Here is a 19745-nt window from a genome sequence, read left to right on the forward strand (position 1 = left end):
CTCGTTTCAGCATTTCGTTCAGGCAACCGAGCTTTTAATCTCTCCAGCGCCTGACGATCGGCAGCCGGCAGCAGATGCAACTGTCGAGTCGGAAATTAGCCATCAAAAGTTGCAGAAAAGGATTGACTCTCTTGGCTGTGTGAGTGAGCCTTGCCCGGAAAAAGACGGGGAAAATATCAAATCATCATGTCACCAGAACGCTTTAATCAATGCCTGCGGGTCATCCGCTGGACGCCGATCAATATTGCGTCCGCCCTGCAATGTGAGCTTTCGTGGATCGAGGCACTGGAGGCGGGCAATGAGGAAGTTCCCGCCGGTTTGGCCACGTGGCTTGAAACGCTTGCACAGGCCCATGAGGCTCTCCCGCCTCCATCCACCTACAGAGGAAAACGGTCGGCATTCTGATGCGGCCTATAGCTCTCAATCTTCATCAACAACTGGATTGTTCGAAATGAAATATGTCATAGCAGCTCTTGGCCTGATCAGCTTCTCAAGCCCTGCCTTCGCGGCATCCTGCGAGAAGAACTTCGCTGTCTCCGGCGTGCCGATGGTGACCGCTGTCTCTTACAAATCATGGCAGGAATTGCCGAAGGCAAAAGCGCCCGCCGTGCTTCAAAAGCTCGCTCAGGCTGTGGCAGCGGAAGGTTTTTCCGGCATTCAGGTCAACAAGGCGCTGTCCTCGATTGATGCGCACCAGGAGACCAGCGGCAGCGGTAGAATTCAGACGCTGCGGGTTGTGGCCCGGCAGAAAGGCGCCGGCGTGCGGATCGACGCTGTTTTCAACATTCAGGCAGGACAGATTGCGGACAAGAACGTCATCCGCGAAGGCATTTGCAATATCATCAACGGCGTGTGAAGCGCTGTAGATGAGACTGCCCATTCGACGGAGCGGGCCAGCCGCTTCGTCTGCACCGGCCGTGGCGTGACGGCCGCTTCTGCGGATGGCAACACGAAACAGGCCCAGGCCTCCACCATTCATTCACAGTCTCTATGACGATGGACACCGACATCGGAAATGGCACGCCGCCGGCTGACCCGGCACGGGCGGTGAGCCAGGCGCTGCTCCATGCTGTTTATGACGATGCTTATGGTATGGTGGGCGAACCCGGAATCTGCGATGGGTGCAGGCAGGGATAGTGTCCGTGGCCGCAAGCACGCCATGAAGCGACGGGGAAAAAATGCCGATTTATGAACTGGCTGCCGTGGGCGCCGCAACCTGCTGGGCGATGACCGGACTTCTGGCGGCACGTCCGGCGGGGCATCTGGGAGCGCTCGCCTTCAACAGGACACGGCAGCTTTTTGTCGCTTCCCTGCTGGGGGTCTATGTCCTCGCTTCGGGAACCTGGCGGGAACTGCAGCCCGAGGCGCTGTCGGCGCTTCTGCTATCCGGTTTCATCGGCATCTTCGTTGGCGATACGCTGCTGTTCACCTGTCTCAATCGGGTGGGGCCACGCCGCTCGGGGATCCTGTTTGCCCTCAACGCCCCAATTGCCGCCCTGCTGGGATGGGCGGTGCTTGGCGAGGAGCTTTCCGTAACGACGGTCACCGGCATAGGCCTGACGCTGTGCGGTGTTCTGCTCGCAATTCTCTTCGGCAAGCGCAAGGCGCAGCTGCACGAATGGGAAAGAGTGAAGGGACCACTCTGGCTCGGCGTGCTCCTCGGCCTGCTGGCCGCGCTCAGTCAGGCCGTCGGCTCGCTGATCGCAAGACCCGTCATGGCGAGTGGGATCGATCCGATTACCGCTTCCATGCTGCGCGTCGGGGTCGCGGCACTCTGCCTGACGGCGCTTACCATGCTGCCCATCAAGGCAGTGCGGCCGAACGGCCCGCTGACGATGAACATTTTCCTGCAGACGGCGCTTACCGGCATCATCGCGCTTGCCTTTGGCATGACGCTGCTTCTTTTCGCACTTTCCGGCGGCAAGATCGGCATCGTCTCGACACTGTCTGCAACAACGCCCGTCATCATCCTGCCATTGCTCTGGCTGAGAACACGGGAATTGCCGGCACCCGGCGCATGGGCCGGGGCAGCACTGGTCGTGGCCGGCATGGCGCTGATGTTCTGGAAGTGACCGAAGCCCTCAAAAGCGTCGCAGATGACGCCGCTCGCGCCACGATATACCACTGCAAATAATGTCGAGCTGTTCCGGCGGTACACTTGCGCGGCAACTTTCGCGTGTCTAAAAGACGCGCAAAGTTAATTCGCATTACAGAGGACCAACTTCGTGGAACAGGTAAACACTCCAGTCGGCAAGGGCCGGCGCATGGCTTTATGGGCAGCGGTTGCGGTTATTGCCATCGCGGCTGCAGGTGTCATCGGTGGTAAAGCCTTCTACGAAGCAAAGGTCGACGAGCTGATTGCCCGCAGCGGCGCAACCGCCCGTTCCGTGGACGTCGATTTTCTCGGACAAATCCATATTCGCGAGCTGACCCTGCCGCTTGAAGACGGCAAGAAAATCCAGATCGCAGCTATCGACGGGCGTCCCAAACTTCCTTTCCTGGAAGGCGCGCTCGATATGAATGGCATCGATATTGACGTGCCGACCGGCAATATCTCCATGGCGCATGCCCGTGTCGAGAACGCCGCTTTCAAGAAAGTGGAAACGGTATCTGGCGATGGCAACGCAAACTCCCTGTCCCGGCGCATGGAGCGCTTCGCAGCGACGCGCATTTCCACGCCTGAACTGACATTCACCCAATCTATCGCCGACACAGAGCAGAAGACCGTTTACAACAACGCGGCTCTGCTTGATATCGCCGATGGCCGGGTCGCCCGCTATACGATCGACAATGCCAGCTATGACATCAAGATGGCTCTGCCGGACAGCACTGGCACGATGGAAAAGAAGCACATGGTCGTCTCGACGGGTGCAATAACCGGCCAGGACTTCGACGCCGCCTATCTTGCAAGGCTCTACACGGAAAAAGCCGGGCCCGAAGACAAGGATGCAAAACCTCTTTACGGACCACTCTCCGTCAGCAAGATTTCCTTCTCCGACGGTGACGGTCAGTTCAGCTACGACGAAATACGCAGCGACGGCTTTACCGCTCGCATGCCGGCCGAGCCGCTGCTGGAAACCCTGAAGGCGCTGACGACAACCCAGAATGCCGATGAGCTTTCACCACAGGAGCGCCAGGCATTTTTCGGCAAGGTCGTGTCCATTCTGGACATGATGGGCAAGAGCAACATGCAGCTGCTGGGCTTCAAGGTCGACGCGCCTGATCAAAGCGAAGGGGCGGACGGCAAGCGGGTCAAGGCGACCATCGAGCGCATCGACATGCAGATGGACAGCCGCAAGCTCGATTTCGGCCTGAACGGCATGTCGATTGGCGATGGCGACGGCAAGATCGAAGTCGCCGAGGCAAGCCTCAAGGGCTTTGACTGGAGTTCCACAATCGAAGGTCTCTCCCAGATCGTCGGTTTCGATGAAACGAAAATCGAGACATTTCCGTTCAATCGGCTGATACCGGAACTCGGCAAGGTGCGTGTCGGTGGCATCAACGTTGATATCGCCGCACCGGAAAAGACCGATGAAGAGGCCGCAGGCACGCCTGAGCGCATCAAGTTCACGCTCAAGAATTTCGAGATGGGACTGACCAAACCCTTCAATGGCATCCCGACCGACATCGAGATCAGGCAGGAAGACCTCTCCCTGCCCATCCCGGCGGATTCGACGGAGGAAGTTTTTGTTGAAGCGCGCAAACTGGGTCTGGAGTCACTCGCCTTGTCTTACGCCCTCGCCGCTGGCTGGGACGAACCAAACAAAAACCTGCTGATCCGCGAAGTTTCGCTCAGCAGCAAGGATATTGGCAGTGTCAATTTTTCCGGTCTGGTGAGCGGCTTCACGGAAGAGTTTTTCTCCTTCGACCTTGGCCGCGCCCAGGCTGCGCTTTTCGGGCTTGCCGGTCGTGAGGTGAAATTCACGATCAAGGACGAAGGCATGATGGCCAAGGCGATCAAGCTCTATGCCCTGCAGAACGAGATGACCGAGGATCAGGTGCGTGGCACTTTGACATTGGTTGCCAACGTGATGCTGCAGCAGGTGGCCGCCGAACAACCGAAACTCCAGGATGCGGTGAACGCACTCGTCCAGTTCATCAACACGCCGGGAACCTTGACCGTCACGGTCAAATCGACAGGCCCAAATGGCCTTGGCCTTTTTGATCTTGCTGCAGCCTCCGATAATCCGATGCTTCTCCTCGACAAGGTCGATATTCAGGCAACCGCTGAATAAGCCGGCCTATCAGCCGCCAGTTATCTCAAGCTCAGTTACCTGAGCCTGAGATTACCTGAACATACATCCTGCCGCCCCATTTGCGGGGCGGCAGGTTGGAAATTATAATATAATTTTTACAAGCTTATTTAATTAGTTATCTTGAAAATCGAAAGTCAGACATTAACAAAGATCACAATATCCGGGTCGCATCAGCCGCGCGACACAAACCCGGCCGATTGAAAAATCGCATTCCGGTCCATCGCAGCTCCCGTGAAGGACGCAACGATGGACCATAAGCCACTCTTACCGGCCATACTGGTCCGCCACAGAGAGGCCAGACCGGACGGACGGGATATTATCGAGCACCGGCAAAAAGCCAGACGCTTTCACGGGGAATATCCACCCAGACCGGGCCTTCCGGCAGTGCCTTCGCGCCAAAAGCCTTGGCGGCGAAGTCGCCGGCCTTCAGGCGGTATTCCCAGCGGTCGCCGAGGTAAAGGCAGGCATCCAGATGCATTTCCCTGCGGTTCTGGCCGGGATTGTCATGCACGGCGATCTGCTCGACGCGGATGACCGCCTTGTCCTCTTTTTCTTCGTTCCTGCCGAAAACAATGCCATCAAGCTGCCAGTTTGGCCCGTGAATGCTGGCATCTTCGCCCAGACCGCGTATCTCGCCGCTGGCGACATTGTTCGCGCCGAGAAAGTCGGCCGCATAAAAGCTCTTCGGCTTGGTGTAAATGTCCTGCGGTGTACCTTCCTGAACGATGGCGCCGTTGCGCAAGAGCAGGATATTGTCGGATGCGGCGAGCGCTTCCGACTGATCGTGGGTGACGAGAACACCGCATATTTCCAGATCGAGGATGAGCTTGCGGATCCAGTAACGCGCCTCTTCCCGCAGCTTCGCGTCAAGGTTGGAAAGCGGCTCATCCATCAACAGGACACGCGGCTCATAGACCAGCGCGCGGCAGATTGCGACGCGTTGTTGCTGGCCGCCCGAAAGCTGATCGGGATAACGCTCGGCAAGATGGCCGAGACCGATCTTTTCCAGCGTCGCCTGAACACGTTTGCCGGCATCCACCCGGTTCACGCCACGCAGCTTCAGGCCATAGGCGACATTTTCCATCACGGTGCGATGCGGCCACAGCGCATAGGACTGAAAGACAAGGCCGATATTGCGGTTTTCCGGTGCAACCGTCAGGCCCTTGCTGCCATCGAGCATCGGTTTTCCACCGATGCTGATGAGGCCCTGTTCGGGCTGCTCCAGCCCGGCAATGCAGCGCAGCAGGGTTGTTTTGCCGCTACCCGACGCGCCGAGCAGGGAAACGATCGAGCCGCGTTCGGCGGTGAAGGATGCGCCCTGAAGAATATGCAGGCCGCCGAGATATTTGTGAACGTCGCGAACAGTAAGTTCAGTCATGGATTTTTGCTCCCAGACGAAGGGCGAGACCGAGGCCTGCGCCGGTAAGAACGATGCTGACGAATGCCAGCGCGGCAATCGTGTCCATTGCGCCGGACTGGATCATGGAAACCATGAGCGAGCCGATGACTTCGGTTCCGGCGCTCATGAGATAGATGCCGGTCGCATAGTCGCGCAGGAAGACAATCATGATCAGCGCCCATGCGCCGACGAGACCGGGGCGCACGATGGGAATGACGACGTCACGCCAGGTCTGGCCGATTGTCGCACCCGTCGTGCGTGCGGCCTCCTCCAGTTCGGGGCTGACCTGAATGAGCGTGCCCTGCAACAGCCGCAGGCCATAGGAAAGGCCAACGATCAGATAAGCGATGAACAGGCTTATCAGCGTCGTGCGCAGCGGCACCAGGAACGGAATGAACAGGAAAAGCCAGAAGAAGGCGAGACCGATGATCAGGCTCGGCATGGAGCGCGGCAGAAGAACCATGTAATCGAGAACGGTGTTGGACACGTCGCGATTGCGGTGCCCGGCAAGACCGACGACCAGATAAAAGGCGACAGCCACGGCACCACCAACGACCGCCAGTATGATGGTGTTGAGAACACCACGATAAAGGCTCGGAACCTCGAAAAGCGCATTGAAATGCTTGGTGGTGAGATGAGCGAAAGGATTGACGCCCTGCCCCCACGCATCGACAAAGGCGCGCAGGATAATTCCGCCGATCGGCAGGATGACCGACAGGAACAGCCAGAAACCGATGATGGAAAGCGCGATGATCTGGCCGGCGCGCCCCAGCCGCATGACGGTGGTGCGCGAACCTTTTCCGCCAAGGGCCGCATAACGGCGGCTGTGGCGCAACAGCCGGCGCTGATACCACACCAGCGGCAGGGTCAGGAGCACGAGCAGGACAACGACGACAGCCATCAGCTGATAGGTGGGAACGCCGAAAAGTGTCGTGAGCTTGTAGATATAGGTGGTGAGGACGTTGATGCCGCTCGGATCGCCAAGCACCAGCGGCACGCCGAACATTTCAAAGCCGATCAACAGGTTAAGCGCGGTGGCGAAGATCAGCGCGGGCAGCACCATGGGCACGGTGACATCCCAGCACACACGCCAGATGGGCGCGCCGGTGATGCGGGCCGCCTCTTCAAGATCGGACGGCAGGTTGCGCATTGCCGCTGACACATAAAGATAGACATGCGGGACATGCGCCAGCCCCGTGACAAGCACGATGCCGCTCAGTGAATAGATGTTCCACGGCACGAAACCGATGATGTCGCGCACGAGGATCGAGACGAAGCCGGACGGCCCGATGGCAACCGTATACCCGAAAGCAAGCACCAGCGCCGAAATGAACATCGGAACCAGCACGATGATTTCCAGCGCCTTGCGGAAATGCACATCGGTACGGGTGAGCAGGAAGGAGAGTGCTGCGCCCAGCGGGACGGCGATCGCCACCATGCCCACGGCCATGATGACCGTGTTCCACAGGGCGTCGTAAAACATCGGGTCGACGAGAATATATTCATATGCGCTCAGGCCGAGGCTGGCGCTCGGGCTGAAGAACGGACCATCGAGAAAGCTCTGGTAGATGATCAGGCAAATGGGCGTCAGGACGCACAGCGTCAGGAAACCGATGACGAGCCGGCGGAAGAGCAGCGCTTCGCCGGGCGGACGCGGCGTCTTCAGTCGCGGCTCGCGGGATAGTTCTCGGGGTGGGTTTTGGGTAATGGTATCCACCGGCATGGGTTGTAACCTCCGGGAAACAGACGTTTGTTGAATGGATTTTTTCATAGGAATGGCACGACCGCGGCCCTGGGCCAGACACCGTTCTGTGCCTTTAAAAAAGCTCGGTATCTGGCCCCGTCCTTGGGGGACTTGCGTGCCCGGGCGCGATCAGCCCTTGAGCGCTGCGCGCCACTCGTTGAGGAACTTCAACCGTTTCATGGGTTCCATGAAACCGAGGAGCGTTTCATCAAGCGCGATCGGCTTCAAATTGCCGCCGACCAGTGCGTTGAGCGTGTCGATATTATAACCTTCGGTGGTGTCCTTGCGCAGAGCCGGCATGCCCTTTGAAGCAAGCGCGTTCTGCCCGTCCTGCGACAGCAGGAAGTCCATGAACAACTTGCCGGCATTGGGGTGCGGCGCGTCCTTCAACAGGCCGGCAACACGCGAGAAGGCAAGCGTGTAATCCTTGCCGAAAGCAACACCAAGGTTCGGCGCGCTCTTTACCCAGTCCAGCGCGTAGGAGCCGATCAGGTTGTAAGCGAGGACATTTTCACCCGAGACCACGGTTTCGCGCATCGAGCCTGTCGAGGAGTAAGATTTGCCCTTCGCCTTGCCGAGCCCCTTGGTCATGTCCCAGAAATTGCTTGTTTTTTCCAGATCGCTGGTCTGAATCAGAAATCCGACGCCGGACTTTTCCGGATCGAAGGTGCCGATACGGCCGTTATATTCACCGCTGGAAATGAATTTGATCAGATCTTCGCGTGTCTGCGGCACCTTGTCTTCCGGCAGCGCGGTCTTGTTGTAGATCATGCCGACAGGCTCAACCGAGGTGGCGTAAACAATGTCCTTGAAGACCGCCCAGCTGGGCAGAGACGGCATTTCAGGCGACTTGTAGGCCTCCAGATAACCGTCGGTCGCAAGCTTCACGCCCTGATCCATCGCCGAAGTCCAGAAGACGTCGCCACCCACCTGCTTGGCGGCGGCCTCCGAAATGATGCGATTATAAACGCCATTGGTGCCGATATCGTTGTAGTCGACGCGGATGCCGGGATATTTCTTCGTGAAGGCATCGAGCGCTGCCTGCGCCTGCGCCTGGTCGGTGGCCGCGTAGATCGTGACCGACCCCTCCTTGCGTGCGGCCTCGACAAGATCGTCACTGGCCGCAAATACCGGCATGGCCAGCAGCAGGGCCGCCGCATTCGCGGTCAGCGCATAAGAGAAAAATTGCTTCATTTCTGGTCCTCCCACAATGATTCAAGAAATCCGGGGGAAGAGAAGCGACCAAGTTACGACAGACTTTACTTGCCGACACACGCCTGAATATCTCGATTATTTTAAGCAAAACAATAGTAATTCCACTTCTTACGAAGTAGATCAAGCCGCCAATAAAATCGATATCCTCCCACGGATATAGTGAAAATCATCCGTTAAACCGAATAGATCGCCACGCTACATAAATTTATCCATGATATCTGTCAGCAACCTGTCACGTTCAAATATGTTTTTGTTGTCATGTTCGATTTTTCATGCAATTCATGGCCCATGCGCATCCTCTTGGTCGAAGACACACGGGATGTCGGGGAGGCAATCAATCAACGGCTGGAGCGGGTGGGACACTCGGTTGATTGGGAGGCAGACGGACTTGTCGCGGCTGAAATTCTCGACTTCACCGATTACGATCTGATCATTCTTGACGTCATGCTGCCCGGGCTTGACGGGTTCGAGATATTGCGCCGTGTGCGGGCCGCCAAAAAAACGGTTCCAGTGCTGGTACTGACGGCCCGCTCGGAAATCGAGGATCGCGTCAGCGCGCTTGATCTTGGCGCGGACGATTATCTGGTCAAACCGTTCGATTTTCGTGAGCTGGATGCGCGTGTGCGCGTGCTGTTGCGGCGCAACCGCGGCGAAACCACCAATATCATCACCTGCGGCAATCTGCAGCTCGATCAGCAGAGCCGCAATGTCCGGATCGGCAAACGGGAAGTGCAGCTGAAGCGGCGCGAAATTGCCATTCTCGAGGTTTTTGCCACCCGTCCCGGCCGTCTGTTCAGCAAGGACGAGTTGATGGATGCGCTGTTCGGCTTTGACGAGGGCGTCAACCACAATGCGGTCGAACTTTATGTCAGCCGGATACGCAAGAAGATCGAGGGTTCAGGCGTATCGATCATTACCCAGCGCGGCATGGGTTATCAGCTGGTGATCGATGACAACCCGTGAACCATCGCTGTTTTCACGCCTCGTCATTCGTGTGGGCATGGTTCTGCTCATAGTGGCGAGTATCCTTATTTCCGCCGCCGGTTATTATGCCCAGACGGCCGCCAACAAGACCTATGACCAGCTTCTGCGCGGTGCCGCCATGCAGATTGCCGACGGCATTACCCAGAATGACGGCAAGCTGATCGTCAATCTGCCGCTCTCGGCTTTCGAACTGCTTGGCTTTGCGGAAAGGGACCGCATCTTCTATCGCATCGTCGGACCGGATGGCGCGATCGTCAGCGGTTATCCCGACCTCAATGCCGATTATGATTATGTCGCTGCCCGTTACGATCCGCAGCTCGAAACGGAACAATATCGCGGCGTGGAAGTGCGGGTCATCACCGTTTCGCGCGCGCTGGCCGATCAGGCGCAGGGCGGATGGATCTACGTCATCCTGGCGCAGACCACCGAGGCGCGCCGGGCGCTGGCCGCTGAGATAACCCAGGGCGCCATATTGATTGTCGGCATCATGATCCTGCTTGGACTTGGCGGCACCTTTCTCGCCGTGCGTTATGCGCTGAAGCCCGTCACCCGGCTGGCGCTTGCCCTGCGGCAGCGCAACCCCGAAGACCTGACGACCATGGAAATGCCCGCACCGCAGGAGCTGCAGCCGTTTCTGGGCGCCATCAACCACTTCATGAGGCGACTGGACGAACGTGTCGTGCGGTTGCAGCAGTTCATCGCCGATGCCGCACACCAGATACGCACGCCGCTGACCGGGCTTTCCGCCCAGGTGGACATGCTTGATGAAGCGAGCATGATCCCGGAAAATCGCGAGCGCACCCAGCGCATCAAGATACGCACGGGCGAGCTGGCGCAGCTGACCAACCAGTTGCTCAGCCACGCCATGGTCATCCATCGCTCCGGCACCATCCAGCTCGAAAACATCAATCTGGTTGCGGTGGCGCGCACGGCCTTCCACCATGCCGTTCCGCTGACCGTCGATCCCGACATGGTGATTTCGTTCGAGGCCGACGAAGCGTTGATGCCGGTCAAAGGCGACCCGGTCAGCCTGCGAGAAGCAATCGCCAACATCATCAGCAATGCGCTGCGCCATGGCGCGGTGTCGCGCCTCGATGTCCGGGTGATGCAGCATGACGAGCGGATCTGCGTCGAGGTGGAAGATGACGGACCGGGTATTCCGCCGGAAAAATGGGATCAGATGTCACGCCGCTTCAACGCCACGTCTCCCAATGTCGGCACCGCCTCGGGGCTCGGGTTTGCCATAGCAGCGGAAGTCGCGGTCGCGCATGGCGGCCTGATCCGCTTTCGCGAAAAGGGCGACACGGGTTTCACCGTCATCCTTGACTTGCCCTGCGCCGGGGAGGACAGCGCGTGAAAAAACTTCTCCTGGCAATCCTGTTTTCAGCGCTGGCCACGGGCTCGGCTCTCGCGCAGCCGACGGAGGGCACCTCGACATATTTTCCCGCCCCGGCCGAAGAGATGGGCCGTCTCGTCATCAACGGCGCGGCAGACACATCCGCCCTGACACCGCTTCTGCTCGATTTTCAGCAGATCGAACCGAACGTCGCCATCGACTACACCGATTTCGTCACCAATGATCTCTATCGCGAGGCGGACGCCGCCTGCCGGGAGGAGAAGGATTTCGGCGACCTTCTGATGTCGTCTTCGGTGGATCAGATGGTGAAGCTCGCCAATGACGGGTGCGCCCTGTCGCATGTGTCGAGCGAGACGCGCGCGGTGGAGAACCATGCCAATAGCTGGCGCGACGAGGTCTATGGCTTCACATTCGAGCCGAGTGTCATTGTTTATAACAGCGATTATGTTCCGCCGCAGGACGTGCCGCATACGCGCGCCGAACTTGCCGATCTGCTGCGCCGAAAACAGGAGTTCTATCGCGGCCACGTCGCGACCTATGATCTTCGCCAGTCAGGCGTTGGTTATCTTCTGGCCTTCCTCGATGCGGAGCAGAATTCCACCGCCTATGGCCGCCTGCTGGAAAGCATGAGCCGCGTCGACACCCAACTGCGCTGCTGCAACAGTTCCGTGCTCTCCGATATCTCCAACCAGAAAATATATATAGGCTACAATGTCATAGGCTCCTACGCCTATGCGGCTACCCTGCGCGATCCGAAGCTGAAGATCGTCTTGCCGCGTGATTATACCCTTGTTCTCAGCAGGGCAGCGCTCATTCCGCAAAAGGCAAGGCAGCCAGCGCTTGCCGGACGCTTCATTGATTATCTTCTTTCGGAACGCGGCCGGCGTATCGCGCGGGAAAAATCCTTCTTCTTCTCGCAGGACGGAACCATGCCGACCGGTGTCGATGGCCCTCCCTCGCTCATTGAAAGCGGTGTTGGACGCCTCATCCGCATCGGCCCCGCCCTTCTGGCGACGCAGGACGCCGCCCAGCGCAAACGTTTCATCGACGACTGGACCGGTGTGATGACGTCCGGAAACAATTCCGGAGCGAACTGATATCTTGGAAAAATAGGACGGCACCCGGCGCATTCGGGCCGGCGGTGCGACAATTGCCGCCTCCATGCTGCGATGGACCGGCGCGTGGTTTCGGATGCCCGCCCTTCGACAGGCATCCTTCAGATCATTATGACGCGCTTCATATAACGTGTCATGTCCGGGAGGCTTTCACCTCCCGGTGCCGAAACCTCAATAATGGACCGAGAGGGAATCGATCGGCGTGCCCTTCGACGGGGTGAACTTGGTCAGATCGATCCCTTCGACGGCTGCCTTATACTCTTCCGCACTCGGCGTGCGGCCAAGGATTGCCGACAGGACGACGACCGGGGTCGAGGCCAGAAGCGATTCACCCTTCTTTTCAGCCGTGTCTTCCACGACGCGGCCCTGGAACAGGCGGGTCGAGGTTGCCAGAACGGTATCGCCCTTTTCCGCCTTCTCCTGGTTGCCCATGCACAGGTTGCAGCCCGGGCGCTCCAGATAGAGGATGTTCTCGTATTCGGTGCGGTTGGTGGTCTTCGGCTTCAGGTCGTCGAATTCGAAGCCGGAATACTTCTGCAGGATTTCCCAATCCCCTTCCGCCTTCAGCTCGTCGATGATGTTGTAGGTCGGCGCGGCAACGACGAGCGGCGCCTTGAACTCGACCTTGCCTTCGGCCTTCTCGATGTTCTTCAACATCTGGGCGACGATCTTCATGTCGCCCTTATGCACCATGCACGAACCGACGAAGCCCAGATCGACCTTCTTGGTGCCGCCGTAATAGGACACCGGACGGATCGTATCATGGGTGTAACGCCGGGAGACATCGGCATTGTTGACGTCGGGGTCGGCGATCATCGGTTCGTCGATGACATCCAGATCCACAACGACTTCGGCGAAATATTTCGCATTGTCGTCGGGGGTCAAGGCAGGCTTTTCGCCCGAGCGGATTTCGGCAATACGCTGATCCGCCTTGGCGATCAGGCCCTTCAGTGTCTGGGCGGCATTGTCCATGCCCTTGTCGATCATGATCTGGATGCGCGACTTGGCGATCTCCAGCGACTCGATCAGCGTCTCGTCCTCAGAGATACAGATCGACGCCTTGGCCTTCATCTCGGCCGTCCAGTCGGTGAAGGTGAAGGCCTGGTCGGCGAGCAGCGTGCCGATATGGACTTCGATGATGCGGCCCTGGAACACGTTATCGCCATGCTGCTTCAGCATCTGCGCCTGCGTCGCATGCACGACGTCGCGGAAGTCCATATGCGGCTGCATCGTGCCCTTGAAGGTGACCTTGACCGATTGCGGGATCGGCATGGTCGCCTCACCCGTCGCCAGCGCCAGCGCCACCGTGCCCGAGTCGGCGCCGAAGGCGACGCCCTTGGACATGCGCGTATGGCTGTCGCCGCCGATGATGATCGCCCAGTCATCCACGGTGATGTCGTTCAGCACCTTGTGGATCACGTCCGTCATCGAATGATAGACGCCCTTCGGGTCGCGCGCGGTGATGACGCCGAAATTGTTCATGAAGGACATGAGCTTCGGAATATTCGCCTGCGCCTTCTTGTCCCAGACGGAGGCCGTGTGGCAGCCCGACTGATAGGCGCCATCCACCAGCGGCGAAATGACGGTTGCCGCCATCGCCTCAAGTTCCTGCGCGGTCATCAGGCCGGTCGTATCCTGCGAGCCGACGATGTTGACCTTGACGCGAACGTCCGAACCGGCATGCAGCACCTTGCCGGGGGTCACGCCGACGGCGTTGCGGTTGAAGATCTTCTCAACGGCGGTGAGGCCCTGACCTTCGATCGCGATTTCCTTGTTCGGAGCAAAGACCGGAGTCGCCTCGATGCCGAGCGTCTGAGCCGCAAAGGTCTGGAGCTTCTTGCCGAAGACGATGGCGTAGGAGCTGCCGGCCTTCATGAATTCCATCTTCTGGGGCGTGAAGGCGGCGGCAACGTCAACCAGCTCATTGCCGCTTTCGTCGCGAAGCTTGCGGTTCTTGGCGTCGATCTTCAGGACAGTGCCGGTCTCGACCGAATATTTCTGCTCGAGGATCGGGTTGCCGTCATTGTTGAGGATCGGCTTGCCGTCTTCACCGAGCTTTTTCACCCAGTTTTTCAGGTTGATGCCAATGCCGCCCGTCACGTCGACGGTAGTGGCGAAGATCGGCGAGATGCCGTTGGTGCCGGCAACGACGGGTGCGAAATTGACGAAGGGCACATAGGGGCTGGCCTGCTTGCCGGTCCACAGCGCCACGTTGTTGACGCCGGACATGCGTGACGAGCCGACGCCCATCGTGCCCTTTTCGGCGATCATCATCACCCGCTTGTCGGGATGCTGCTTCTGAAGCGCGACGATTTCCGCCTGCGCTTCCGGCGTGATCATACACTGGCCGTGCAGCTGGCGGTCGGAGCGCGAATGCGCCTGGTTGCCGGGCGACAGAAGGTCGGTCGAAATATCGCCTTCGGCGGCGATGAAGGTCACGACCTTGATCTCGTCTTCCACATCCGGAAGCTTGGTGAAGAATTCAGCCTTGGCATAGCTTTCAAGCACGCCCTTGGCGACGGCATTGCCTGCCTTGAAGGCATCGCGCAGCCGGAACATGTCGGCGTCATAAAGGAAGACCTGGGTCTTCAGAACCTCACCCGCCTGCTCGGCAAGTGCCGCGTCATCACCGAGCGTGATGTCGAGCAGCACTTCGACGGAAGGGCCACCCTTCATGTGCGACAGCAGTTCCAGCGCGAAGGTGGGCGTGATCTCTGGCACGACCGCTTCGCCAAGGATGATCTCCTTCAGAAACGCAGCCTTGACGCCCGCAGCACTCGTGGTGCCCGGCAGGGAGTTGTAGATGAAGAATTTGAGGGCGTCCGTCCGGTATTCGCTACCGGCATCCTTGATCAGCGCAATGATTTCGGCGGTCAATGCGCCGTCATCAATCGGCTTGGGTGCGAGCCCTTGTTGTTCTCTGCTTTTGATCTCAGCCAGGTAATCCAAGTAAAGGTTCATCGCTATCCCAACGTCCTGATATGTATGGAGCCAAAACCCAGCACCACCGAACTGTCACGTCAATAGGTCTGGGTCTTTTACCGGTTTCGAGTACGCCAACCGGGGCCGGCTGACAAGATGTCGCATTTCAGTATAATCGTTTCAATCGTTCCGTTGTCCGACTGTCGCGACAAAAATGGGCGGCCCTTCTGCGAACCGCCCATTCCTATATCAGACCATCGTCTTGCCGGCGATCAAAAGGAGCCGTGAATCCGCCGTCAAAAACGCGGCAATCATCAAAACTCCTCCCAACTGTCCGCAGAGGTGCTCAGTGCGGCATTGCCGGAAAATGCAGCCCTGATCCTGCCGCCGAGCGCGCGCGCCGGAGATGCCGCGGGCCTGTCGGACGAAGAGACGGTGCGGACCGGAGCGGAAGCTTCACTGTAACCGCCTTCGGACAGCTTGAACTGGGCGATAAGTCCGTTGAGCGAAGACGCCTCGCGTGCAAGACCGTGGCTTGCAGCCGTGCTTTCTTCCACCATGGCGGCGTTCTTCTGGGTATCCTGATCCATCTGGTTCACAGCCGTGTTGATCTGCTGGAGGCCGGAGGACTGTTCCTGTGCCGATTCCGCGATCGCCGCGACGTGCCGGTTGATATCCTGCACTTCGGTGACGATCAGTTCCAGCGCCCTGCCGGTTTCGCCAACCAGCTGCACGCCCTGCTCCACCTGACTGTTCGATGTCGTGATCAGGTTCTTGATTTCTTTGGCGGCACCGGCGGAACGCTGCGCCAGTTCACGAACCTCCTGCGCGACAACGGCAAAGCCCTTGCCCGCATCACCGGCACGCGCCGCTTCCACGCCGGCATTCAGCGCCAGAAGGTTGGTCTGGAAGGCGATCTCGTCGATCACGCCGATGATGTTGGAAATCTGATTGGCGGATGTCGCGATCTGTTCCATCGCCGCGACGGCCTTCTGCACAACTTCGCCCGACTTTTCCGCGCCGACCTTTGCGCGGCCGACGAGATGACCGGCTTCCTGTGCACGTTTGGTGGAGTCCTTCACCGTGATGGTGATTTCTTCCAGCGCCGCCGCAGTCTCTTCCACGGCCGCCGCCTGCTGTTCGGTACGTCTCGCCAGATCATCTGCCGCAGACCGGATTTCGTTGGCGCCGGCATCGATGCCGCGGGCATTCTGTGCCACCTGGGTAAGGGTCGACTGCAACTGTTCTGCCGCCCGGTTGAAATCACCGCGAATACCGTCAAGGCCGGCAACGAACGGCTGAACGATCCGGTAGGTAACGTCGCCCTGAGCGATCTTCGAAAGCGCGGTGGCAAGATTGTCGACGGCAAACTGTACGTCGGCAGCCTCTTTCGCCTTCTGTTTCTCGCGTTCTATCCGGTCCTTTTCAGAAGTCGACCGGTTGGCCTCGGTTTCATTTTCAAGCCGCACACGCTCGATTGCGTTTTCACGGAAGGCCTGAACCGCAGCGGCCATCTGGCCAACTTCATCCTTCCGGTCCATTCCGTCGATTTCGCCTGCCGTATCACCGGCCGCCAGCGATCCCATGCGCTCACGAAGCCGCGCAATCGGGGTGGTGATGCCACGCGACGAGACAAACAGGCCAAGTGCGATCAGGGCCAGGGAAACAAGCGCAATGCCGATCAGGCCCGTCCAGATCGTCGTATCGGTGCTTGCGCTGAGCTGCTGCCGGCCGTCATTCATGACTTGGATAAGCTGCTCGTTGCCGGCGCTGATCTTCGGCGACACTTCGCCGATTTTCCGAAGGACGTTCAGCGCCATATGCTGCGCTTCGGCGGTTTTTCCCGCCTGCATCAGGGCGATGACCTGATTGCCGATCTCCTCGACTTCAACGACACCCTTCAGGATATCGCGGGCGGCATCCGTGCGGGCCGGCACCAGTTCCATGATCTTGTTCTGGCGCTCTTCGAGCTGTTTGCGGTCTGCCCTGAACGTCTTGACCGCCGATTCGAAATCACTGCCGGCGGGATCATTCAGGCTGGCGCGAAGCATCTGCATGCCGAGCGCATTGAGATTGCCGCTGGTCCGGGCGTTCAGCACCGCCGCAAGAGCCTCGTTGGCGATGAAGTCGCTATAGACGCGGTCGGTATTGTTATATTGCAGGCTGACGTAGCTAATGCCGGAAAGCGACATCAAACTCATCAGCGAGATGACAAAAACGACCTTCGTTTTTATCTTGGTATTCTTCAGGAAAGACATGAATGGCCTCGGGGCAAGCGCTCCGCCAGCCGTCCGCATGGGGTGGCCGGGGAGAGATATAAAGAAACATCGCGGGTAGCTGTGCCCTTCATAGGGCTACAAGCGGACATCAACTCAAAACCGCAAAGGCGTGGGTGAGATGGGGTCCGATTGCTCTACCGGCTCCGCCGATGAAACCTTGGAACCTGCGTATTTTAGATTTCACAAAACCACTGAATGAAGTGTTACCCGGCCCATGCAAGTCATGACAATTTGCGACATTGCTAAATTATTTAGACGCTAATTTTCGTCAGCCGATCTGCGTCTCCGGGTGTCACGAAAGCGTTAAGGAAAGTCATTAGAAACGCCGCCGACCCGTTAAAAAATGCACGGCTGTGCAAAGGCGGGCCAGCGCCGTTCCGATCTTTCCAAAAAGGGTCAGCGCTCAACAATTCCACTCGCCGAGAGCACTGGAGACAGAGATGAAACGCCGCACCTTCATGATATCAGCAGCTGGCGCCGCCGCTGGCCTTGCCCTTGCGCCGCGCATGAGCTTCGCCGCCCCGGGCACGATCGACTGGTATACTGGCGCCGACAGCAACATCCTCGATTTCTGGACCAACACGGTCAAGCCCGCTTTCGAGGCGGCCAATCCGGGTATCAAACTCAACCTCGTGGACGCCGGTGACAATGCCGGTATTATCGCCATCGGCGAACGCGCCATTGCAGCAAAGCAGACAGGCACCGACCCGCAGGCTGACTATTTCGAGCATTCCGATCCGCTGCTGCCCGCAGGCGCGATCGATGCCGGCATCTATGTGAACATGGCGAAGGCCGGTCTCTCCAACTATTCGCGCGTCAACCCGCTTGCCATCCGCAGCGAATACAGCCTGCCCTATCGCGGCAGCCAGGTTCTGCTCGCCTATGACACAGCCAAGCTGAAGCCCGCGGATGCCCCGAAGACCTGGGAGCAGCTGGTCACCTGGATCAAGGCCAATCCCGGCCAGTTCGTCTATAACCGTCCCGACAAGGGCGGTTCCGGCGGCAATTTCGTTCGCCGCGCCATCCATCAGGCCAATGGTCTCGACCCCAAGGCTTTCACGGTCGACAACTACACCCAGGAATTCGGCGACAAGGCACTGGGCAAGGCGTGGGATCTGCTCACCGATATCGCCCCGTCGCTTTATGACAAGGGCGCCTATGCCTCCGGCAACACCCAGTCTCTGCAGCTGCTGTCGCAAGGCGTCGTGACAATGACGCCCGTCTGGTCCGATCAGGTTCTGAAGGCGATCGATCAGGGTGTGCTTCCTGCGGAAACGGGCCTCGTTCAGCTTCAGGATCTCGCGCTTTGCGGCGATTTCTCCCGGGCCGTGGTGCTGGCGAACGGCACCAATCGTGATGCCGCCCTCAAGCTGGCGAATTTCGTTCTCTCCGAAGAAATCCAGGGCGCCATCCTCACCGAACTCGGTGGTTTCCCCGGCGTTTCCTGGGACTATGTCCCAGCCGATCTGCGCAAGCGCTTCGCCGACATCATTCCGCAGACCATTCCGACCTTCCCGGCCGGCAAATGGGAAACCGCCATCAATGACGGCTGGTACCGTCACGTTGCTCCGAACGTCGACCGCAAGTCGTGACCGAGGCAGCAGAAGGAGCGGTCCGCCCGCTCATCGACAATATGGCAGGCAGGAGGCCAATCGGCCTCCTGCTCGTCGCCATTCCCGTTTTCCTGATGATCTGGCTGGTCATCTGGCCGGCCATCAACGCCATAGGGCGCACCGTCTGGCGTACCGGGACCAATGGAGAAACGACGTTCGATCTTTCGAGCTACGTCTTCTTCTTTTCGGATCGCTATAGCCTCGACAATCTTGCCGTCACGCTCTGGACCACTCTGGTCTGCGCCATGCTGCTTCTGGTGATCTGCCTGCCGATCGCGCTTTATCTGCGCTTTTCCCAGGGCCGCCTTTCGGCCTATGTGCAGGCGCTGGCGATCTTTCCGATGTTCGTGCCTTCCATCATCCTCGCCTTCGCCTTCATCCGCGTGCTTGGGCCCAATGGCATGGTGGATATTCTGCTCAACGCGGTCGACCTGCCGAAAATCCGCACGCCTTATCTGACCCCCTGGGGGCCGGTCATCGGCCTTGTCTGGGACAATATCCCGCTGACGGTGCTGATTTTGCTGGCGGGCCTCGGCAGTGTCGCCAACCAGTCCGTGGAAGCGGCGCGGGATGTGGGCGCCAATGCGCTACAGGTCTTCTGGCACATCATCCTGCCGCGCATTTCCAATTCCATTCTCGTGGCGCTTTCCTTTTCGGTGCTCGGCATCTTCTCCTCCTTCACCCTTCCTTATCTGCTTGGCCCCGCATCGCCGGAAATGATTGGTCCCTTCATGCAGCGCACCCTTCGCGATATGCAGGACCCCATCGGCGCCATGACCCAGGCCGTTATCGCCTTCGGCTTCTGCATTGCCTTCGGCCTCTTTTATGTGCGCTCAGTCGCACGCAATCAGGGGAAGTAAC

General features: G+C 58.8%; 14 protein-coding genes. 9 read left to right on the forward strand and 5 right to left on the reverse strand.

Features of this window, described 5'->3' with window-relative positions:
- Positions 1–186: 186 nt before the first annotated feature.
- From M0412_RS22850 to M0412_RS22865, 4 genes are all read left to right on the forward strand, one after another.
- Entirely contained in the window at positions 187–405 is a 219-nt protein-coding gene (locus M0412_RS22850; protein ID WP_046800490.1) for a hypothetical protein, read from the forward strand.
- A 46-nt stretch (positions 406–451) separates the two neighbouring features.
- Entirely contained in the window at positions 452–856 is a 405-nt protein-coding gene (locus tag M0412_RS22855) for a hypothetical protein (RefSeq protein ID WP_269702981.1), read from the forward strand.
- A gap of 322 nt (positions 857–1178) precedes the next feature.
- Positions 1179–2072, forward strand: coding sequence for a DMT family transporter (locus M0412_RS22860; protein WP_269702903.1), 894 nt, complete (start codon positions 1179–1181; stop codon positions 2070–2072).
- 153 nt (positions 2073–2225) lie between these two features.
- A complete protein-coding gene (locus tag M0412_RS22865; protein ID WP_269702901.1) occupies positions 2226–4235 on the forward strand; it encodes a hypothetical protein in 2010 nt (669 codons plus the stop codon).
- Positions 4236–4572: 337 nt separating this feature from the next.
- Here the strand turns inward: M0412_RS22865 and M0412_RS22870 are convergent, their stop codons facing one another.
- From M0412_RS22870 to M0412_RS22880, 3 genes are all read right to left on the reverse strand, one after another.
- The gene (locus tag M0412_RS22870) at positions 4573–5634 is read right to left on the reverse strand and encodes an ABC transporter ATP-binding protein (RefSeq protein ID WP_046800484.1); all 1062 of its coding nucleotides are present in this window, start codon (positions 5632–5634) and stop codon (positions 4573–4575) included.
- The gene (locus M0412_RS22875) at positions 5627–7378 is read right to left on the reverse strand and encodes an iron ABC transporter permease (protein ID WP_225341525.1); all 1752 of its coding nucleotides are present in this window, start codon (positions 7376–7378) and stop codon (positions 5627–5629) included. The genes M0412_RS22870 and M0412_RS22875 overlap by 8 nt, the downstream gene beginning before the upstream one ends.
- 150 nt (positions 7379–7528) lie before the next feature.
- A complete protein-coding gene (locus tag M0412_RS22880; RefSeq protein ID WP_142843085.1) occupies positions 7529–8593 on the reverse strand; it encodes an ABC transporter substrate-binding protein in 1065 nt (354 codons plus the stop codon).
- Positions 8594–8902: 309 nt separating this feature from the next.
- Between M0412_RS22880 and M0412_RS22885 the strand changes: the two genes are divergently transcribed.
- The 3 genes from M0412_RS22885 to M0412_RS22895 are packed head-to-tail and all read left to right on the forward strand — an operon-like array spanning position 8903 to position 12052.
- On the forward strand, positions 8903–9577 hold the full coding sequence (locus M0412_RS22885) for a response regulator transcription factor (RefSeq protein ID WP_080843196.1): 675 nt from the start codon (positions 8903–8905) through the stop codon (positions 9575–9577).
- Entirely contained in the window at positions 9564–10955 is a 1392-nt protein-coding gene (locus M0412_RS22890) for a sensor histidine kinase (RefSeq protein WP_269702894.1), read from the forward strand. Before M0412_RS22885 ends, M0412_RS22890 begins: the two co-directional genes overlap by 14 nt.
- A complete protein-coding gene (locus M0412_RS22895) occupies positions 10952–12052 on the forward strand; it encodes an ABC transporter substrate-binding protein (protein ID WP_269702892.1) in 1101 nt (366 codons plus the stop codon). Before M0412_RS22890 ends, M0412_RS22895 begins: the two co-directional genes overlap by 4 nt.
- A gap of 189 nt (positions 12053–12241) precedes the next feature.
- On the opposite strand, the gene M0412_RS22900 is transcribed toward M0412_RS22895, so the two are convergent.
- Entirely contained in the window at positions 12242–15031 is a 2790-nt protein-coding gene (locus M0412_RS22900) for a bifunctional aconitate hydratase 2/2-methylisocitrate dehydratase (protein ID WP_142843090.1), read from the reverse strand.
- Positions 15032–15306: 275 nt separating this feature from the next.
- Entirely contained in the window at positions 15307–17250 is a 1944-nt protein-coding gene (locus M0412_RS22905) for a methyl-accepting chemotaxis protein (protein WP_269702889.1), read from the reverse strand.
- Positions 17251–17711: 461 nt separating this feature from the next.
- On the opposite strand from M0412_RS22905, the gene M0412_RS22910 reads away from it, so the two are divergent.
- The gene (locus M0412_RS22910; RefSeq protein WP_065116457.1) at positions 17712–18863 is read left to right on the forward strand and encodes an extracellular solute-binding protein; all 1152 of its coding nucleotides are present in this window, start codon (positions 17712–17714) and stop codon (positions 18861–18863) included.
- 41 nt (positions 18864–18904) lie between these two features.
- Positions 18905–19744 carry an ABC transporter permease gene (locus M0412_RS22915; RefSeq protein ID WP_236774484.1) on the forward strand — a complete coding sequence of 280 codons (840 nt, stop codon included), beginning with the start codon at positions 18905–18907 and terminating at the stop codon, positions 19742–19744.
- Position 19745: the final 1 nt, after the last annotated feature.

Source organism: Agrobacterium sp. O3.4 (genome assembly GCF_041414895.1).
Classification (GTDB): domain Bacteria; phylum Pseudomonadota; class Alphaproteobacteria; order Rhizobiales; family Rhizobiaceae; genus Agrobacterium; species Agrobacterium cucumeris.